A 5,469-nucleotide genomic window follows, 5' to 3' on the forward strand; every position below is an offset into this window, starting at 1 on the left:
GCGCGCTTTCAAAATTTCAGCGAAAAACGGCTCAGGCAGCGAGCTTGGCGGCGACCTTGGCGACGTGACCGCCCTGGAAGCGGGCAGCCTCGAGCTCGACGGCCGACGGCATGCGCGAACCGTCGCCATCGGTGATCGTGGAGGCGCCGTAGGGAGAGCCGCCCTTGATCTCGTCGAGGCCCATCTGGCCGGCAAAGGCGTAAGGCAGGCCAACAACGACCATGCCCTGGTGAAGCAGGGTCGGGATGAAGCCGAGAATGGTCGATTCCTGGCCGCCATGCTGGGTGGCCGAGGAGGTGAAGACCGAGCCGACCTTGCCGACGAGCTTGCCGGTTGCCCACAGCGCGCCGGTCTGGTCGACGAAGTTGCGCATCTGCGAGGCCATGGTGCCGAAGCGGGTGCCGGCGCCGAAGATGATGGCGTCATACTGGTCGAGTTCGTTCGGATCGGCGATCGGCGCGTCCTGGTCGAGCTTGAAATGCGACGCCTTGGCCACGTCTTCCGGCACCAGTTCGGGAACGCGCTTGATGGTTACCTCGGCGCCTTCGGCTGCAGCGCCTTCGGCAACGGCCTTGGCCATGGCTTCGATATGGCCGTAGGCCGAGTAATAGAGAACGAGAACTTTAGCCATTTGAAAACTCCAGTTGGACGGATTTGAAATCTGTACCCCGCAGATAGGCCTTCGGGCGCAGCGAAGTCCAGAGGCCGCGGCATAGACGCAGTGTTCACCCAATCGGCGGCAGAGACGCTTTGCTGCCGCGGCGGGCTTGAAGAAACGCAACCGAGGGTCCAAAACGTGAAAACAAGCCTGCTTCAACCGAACACGGACCAACCACAATGAGCGAAGACGACAATCCGACCGCGGCGATGCTCGCCATCGGCGACGAACTCCTGTCCGGCCGCACCAAGGACAGGAATATCGGCCATCTGGCAGAAGCGATGACGCTCATCGGCATCGGCCTGAAGGAAGTGCGGATCGTCGCCGACGACGAGGCCGCGATCGTCGAGGCTGTCAATGCGCTGAGGGAGCGCTACACCTATGTCTTCACCTCCGGCGGCATCGGCGGCACCCATGACGACATCACCGCCGATTCGGTTTCCGCCGCCTTCGGCCTGCCCTGCATCTACAATGACGAGGCGATGAGCCGGCTTGCAGCCCATTACGAGCGGCGCGGCATAGACTTCAACGCGTCGCGCCAGCGCATGGCGCGCATGCCGGAAGGCGCGCGCCTGATCGACAATCCGGTCTCCACCGCGCCCGGTTTCGTCATCGGCAATGTGCATGTGATGGCGGGCGTGCCCAGCATCTTCGAGGCGATGCTCGACAATGTCATGCCGACGCTCAAGGGCGGCGCGCCGCTCGTCACCAAGACCGTGGAATGCCCCTTCGGCGAGGGCGACATCGCGGCGCGACTCGGGGAAATCCAGAAGTCCCATCCGAAGACCTCGATCGGCTCCTATCCCCGTTTCTCCTCCGAAGGGTTTCGCACCCAACTCGTCGTCCGGGCAAGGGCGGAGGCCGATGCGGAGGCTGCGGCCGCGGATATCCGCGCCATGCTCGAGGCGATGACGGCCGGTTGATGCCCGTGTCGCCTTACCCGAAAGGCGCGTTTCCGCCCTTCGCATTTTCTGGCATTAGGCATAGACTGTCGAAGCAGCAACGGCCGGCGCGTGAGCCGGCATGTCATACGGGTGGGAGCCAAGCCCGAGAGGAGTGTTTCAGATGACCTACAAGACCATACTCGCCGTCATGGAATCACCGACGCAAGCCGGCGGCTTCCTCGATTACGCCGTTGAAATCGTTCGCTCCTTCGACGCACACGTAATCGGCCTCCATGCCGAGACCGTGAACCCGACGCCGATCATCGCGCCGATGGAAATCCCCGATCCGATCTCGATCCAGTCGCTGCAGGACATGGCCGAAAAGCGCAGCGCCGAACTGGGCGAGATCTTCCGCAAGCGCGCGGAACGCGAGGGCCTCTCCCACGAGTGGCGCAAGATCGTCTCCGCCTCCGGCTTTGCCGGATCCTCGGTCATCGACAGCGCCCGGTCCTGCGATCTGATCATCGCCCCGCAGGTCAGCCCCGACGCGCCCGGAGACGCCCGCGCCGATTTCGAGAGCTTCCTGTTCGAAAGCGGCCGGCCCGTGCTGCTGGTGCCGCATGTCGACAAGGTGGCCAAGCCCTTCAACCGCGTGATGGTCGCCTGGAACGGCTCGCGCGAGGCCGCGCGCGCCACATTCGATGCCCTGCCCTTCCTGAAAAAGGCCGGCGAGGTCGAAATCTTCTCGGTCAACCCGCATGACAGCAACGACCAGGAAAGCGGTCTCACGGGCGCGGAAATCGCCGCGACGCTCGCCCGCCACGGCGTCAATGTGACGGCCACCAGCGCCCATGCCGACAAGGCGAAGGCAGCAACCATCATCGAGAACCGCCTGTCCGACAATTCCGTCGACCTTCTGGTCATGGGCGCCTATACGCATTCCAGGCTGTGGGAACTGCTGTTCGGCGGCGTCACCCGCACGCTGCTGGAATCGATGACGGCGGCAACGCTGATGTCGCGCTGATCCGGCGACGCGCCATCTTTCCGCTGGCTGCAGGACCGCATGTCTTGCCTTTTGGAGACGAATGCGGCTAATAGCGATGCCCAACGGCAGGCCGTCGCCTGCCCCGGGCATCGCAGACGCGTTTTCATGCTCCCGGGGCAGGACGGATGCCACAGGGCCGGACGGAGTTGTCGGCCGTCAAACCCTTTGCGTCACCCCTGTCCCGGAGCCTTTCATGTCCCTTCCCGAAAAAGCCTTTCCCGTTTCCTGGGATCAGTTTCACCGCGATGCGCGCGCGCTTGCCTGGCGCCTGTCCGGCCTTGACCAGACCTTTCACGCGATCGTCTGCGTCACGCGCGGCGGCCTCGTGCCGGCGGCGGTGATCTCGCGCGAACTGGAAATCCGGCTGATCGAAACGGTCTGCATCGCCAGCTATCACGACTATACGAGCCAGGGCCAGACGAAGCTTCTGAAGGGGATCTCCGAGGAATTGACGAAGACCGGCGGCGAAGGCGTGCTGATCGTCGACGACCTGACGGACACCGGCAACACGGCGCGGGAGGTGCGCGACATGCTGCCGAAGGCGCATTTTGCCTGCGTCTATGCCAAGCCCCAGGGTGTGCCGACCGTCGACACCTTCGTCACCGAGGTCAGCCAGGACACCTGGATCTACTTCCCCTGGGACATGGGCTTCACCTATCAGGAGCCGATCAAGAAGGGCCCGGCGCAGTAAGCCAAGCCATTTCACAACGCGGAAACAACAAACGCCCGACCGGCTTCCCGTCCGGTCGGGCGTTTGCGTCGCGCGGCAGGGGGGATCACCGCTTGCGGAGACGGGCACGGGCTGCGGGCGCGAGATAGTGAGTCAGCACGGGTCCCGCGACCCAGGCGATCAGCAGCATCGCGGGCAGCAGGAAGATGCGTGCGTCATAGAGCGGCGGCACGGTGAGGATCACCGCGACAACCGCGGCGCAGCCGATGGCGATAACGATGTAAGCAAGAACGCGGGCAGGCAGGTTATCCATGGCAGTTCTCCCTTGGTGTTGCATGGTAAACGCCACGTGAAGAAAAGAGTTCCCGCGAGGACAGGCCAAAATCGCTTCAGCTCTTGCTGCGCTCGCGCCTGAGCTTTTCCCACCATTGCAGGCGCTTGTTGATCTCGCGCTCGAAACCGCGCTCCGGCGGACCGTAGAATTTCATCCGGCCCATTTCGGTGGGAAAATAGTCCTGACTGGAAAAGGCATCCGGCTCGTCATGGTCGTAGCGATAGCCGTCGCCGTAGCCTTCCGATTTCATCAGCTTGGTCGGCGCGTTGAGGATGTGTTTCGGCGGCAGCAGCGAGCCGTGCTCCTTTGCCGCGCGCATCGCCGCCTTGAAGGCGGTATAGACGCCGTTCGATTTCGGCGCGGTGGCGAGATAGACGCAAGCCTCCGCCAGCGCCAGTTCGCCTTCCGGGGAGCCGAGATAGTCATAGGCATCCTTGGCGGCGTTGGCGATGACAAGCGCCTGCGGATCGGCAAGGCCGATATCCTCGGATGCCATGCGCACCAGCCTGCGGCCGAGAAACAGCGGATCCTCGCCGGCATCGAACATGCGGGCGAGATAATAAAGGGCCGCATCCGGGTCCGATCCGCGCACGGATTTGTGCAGGGCCGAAATCAGGTTGTAGTGCCCGTCCTGACCCTTGTCATAGATCGGGGCGCGGCGCTGGACGATGTTCATCAGGCTTTGCGGGTCGAGCCGCTCATCGGCACGGGCCGAGCGCCAGACCTCTTCCGCAAGCGTCAGGATCGCGCGCCCGTCGCCGTCGGCCATCATCACCAGGGTCTCGCGCGCGGCATCATCGAGCGGCAGCGCCCTGCCCTCCGCCTCCTCCGCGCGCTTCATCAGTTCGGCAAGGCTTTCGGCATCATGGGAACGGAAGGTCAACACGCGGGCGCGCGACAGAAGCGCGGCATTGAGCTCGAAGGACGGGTTTTCGGTGGTTGCGCCAACCAGGATGATGGTGCCGTCCTCCATCACGGGCAGGAAACTGTCCTGCTGGGCGCGGTTGAAACGGTGGATCTCGTCGACGAACAGCAGCGTCTGCCGCCCGTTCATGCGCCGGGCGCGGGCAGACTCGAAGACCTTCTTCAGGTCCGCCACGCCGGAAAAGATCGCCGAGATCTGCTCGAAGGCGAGACCGGCCTCGCCGGACAGGAGCCGCGCGACCGTGGTCTTGCCCGTGCCCGGCGGCCCCCAGAAGATCATCGAGCCGAGCGAGCCGGAGGCGATCATGCGCGTCAGCGCGCCGTCCGGCCCGGTCAGATGCGGCTGGCCGGTCACCTCGCCAAGCGTCTTCGGGCGAAGCCGGTCGGCGAGCGGTCGCTTGTTTTCGATGTCCTCGGGGACGTGCGGGGCAAAAAGGTCGCTCATCTGAATATCTGGTTTATCATCCTGCCGCCGCGATTGATGGAAAGACGCCAGTAACCGGGCTTCTCGTCCGCCATATCCTCGAGCGTCTCGGTGTTGTCAATCGGCGCGTCATTGACGGCGACAATGACGTCGCCCCTGGCAAAGCCGATCCGCTGGGCCGTGGAGCCCTGTTCGATATCGCTCACCACCACTCCATCATCGATCCCCGAAAGGCGCAACTCCTCGGCGACGCGCGGCGAGACGTTTTCCACCGTAAGCCCTGAAAAGGGCGAGGAACCGTCGATCACGCGGGTGTCGCGCGGCGGATCCTCAGGCGCCAGATCAAGCGGCAGGGCGACATGGGTCACCTGCCCGTCCCGCTCGACCGTCAGGTCCGCGGTGTTGCCGATGCCGGCAACGGTCAGCCGGTAGAGCAGCGCATCGGGATGTTCGACCGGAATGTCGTTGACCGCAACGATCACGGAACCGGGTTCAAGACCGGCCTTTTCCGCCGGACTGCCCGGACGGGG

Annotated in this window: 7 protein-coding genes; 3 read left to right on the forward strand and 4 right to left on the reverse strand. The window is 64.1% G+C overall.

Annotation, left to right across the window (positions count from 1 at the left end; all coding sequences use genetic code 11):
* Window positions 1–31: 31 nt before the first annotated feature.
* A complete protein-coding gene (gene wrbA / locus AC5DC2_RS18610; RefSeq protein ID WP_024708263.1) occupies window positions 32–631 on the reverse strand; it encodes an NAD(P)H:quinone oxidoreductase in 600 nt (199 codons plus the stop codon).
* 206 nt (window positions 632–837) lie between these two features.
* Here wrbA and AC5DC2_RS18615 point away from each other — a divergent pair, with 206 nt between their 5' ends.
* The 3 genes from AC5DC2_RS18615 (at window position 838) to gpt (ending at window position 3,278) form a co-directional block, all read left to right on the forward strand.
* Window positions 838–1,581 (forward strand): competence/damage-inducible protein A, encoded by a 744-nt coding sequence (locus tag AC5DC2_RS18615; RefSeq protein ID WP_491699545.1) that lies wholly within the window; start codon window positions 838–840, stop codon window positions 1,579–1,581.
* 142 nt (window positions 1,582–1,723) lie between these two features.
* Window positions 1,724–2,566: a universal stress protein gene (locus AC5DC2_RS18620; protein WP_024708261.1), complete on the forward strand. Its 843-nt coding sequence runs from the start codon at window positions 1,724–1,726 to the stop codon at window positions 2,564–2,566.
* Between the two features lie 214 nt (window positions 2,567–2,780).
* Window positions 2,781–3,278 (forward strand): xanthine phosphoribosyltransferase, encoded by a 498-nt coding sequence (gpt, locus tag AC5DC2_RS18625; protein WP_024708260.1) that lies wholly within the window; start codon window positions 2,781–2,783, stop codon window positions 3,276–3,278.
* Window positions 3,279–3,363: 85 nt separating this feature from the next.
* Here gpt and AC5DC2_RS18630 read toward each other — a convergent pair whose 3' ends face one another.
* From AC5DC2_RS18630 to AC5DC2_RS18640, 3 genes are all read right to left on the reverse strand, one after another.
* On the reverse strand, window positions 3,364–3,570 hold the full coding sequence (locus tag AC5DC2_RS18630) for a hypothetical protein (RefSeq protein WP_024708259.1): 207 nt from the start codon (window positions 3,568–3,570) through the stop codon (window positions 3,364–3,366).
* A 76-nt stretch (window positions 3,571–3,646) separates the two neighbouring features.
* On the reverse strand, window positions 3,647–4,960 hold the full coding sequence (locus AC5DC2_RS18635; RefSeq protein WP_491699546.1) for a replication-associated recombination protein A: 1,314 nt from the start codon (window positions 4,958–4,960) through the stop codon (window positions 3,647–3,649).
* A partial coding sequence (locus AC5DC2_RS18640) for a PDZ domain-containing protein (protein WP_491699547.1) occupies window positions 4,957–5,469 on the reverse strand: 513 nt, incomplete at its 5' end. The genes AC5DC2_RS18635 and AC5DC2_RS18640, both read right to left, overlap by 4 nt.

It is taken from the genome of Martelella sp. (assembly GCF_984369615.1).

Bases quoted from the DNA above. Each gene is read 5' to 3' on its own strand.
- AC5DC2_RS18635 (WP_491699546.1), bottom strand. From the start codon at position 4,960: ATGAGCGACCTTTTTGCCCCGCACGTCCCCGAGGACATCGAAAACAAG.
- AC5DC2_RS18630 (WP_024708259.1), bottom strand. From the start codon at position 3,570: ATGGATAACCTGCCTGCCCGCGTTCTTGCTTACATCGTTATCGCCATC.
- gpt (WP_024708260.1), top strand. From the start codon at position 2,781: ATGTCCCTTCCCGAAAAAGCCTTTCCCGTTTCCTGGGATCAGTTTCAC.
- AC5DC2_RS18615 (WP_491699545.1), top strand. From the start codon at position 838: ATGAGCGAAGACGACAATCCGACCGCGGCGATGCTCGCCATCGGCGAC.
- wrbA (WP_024708263.1), bottom strand. From the start codon at position 631: ATGGCTAAAGTTCTCGTTCTCTATTACTCGGCCTACGGCCATATCGAA.
- AC5DC2_RS18620 (WP_024708261.1), top strand. From the start codon at position 1,724: ATGACCTACAAGACCATACTCGCCGTCATGGAATCACCGACGCAAGCC.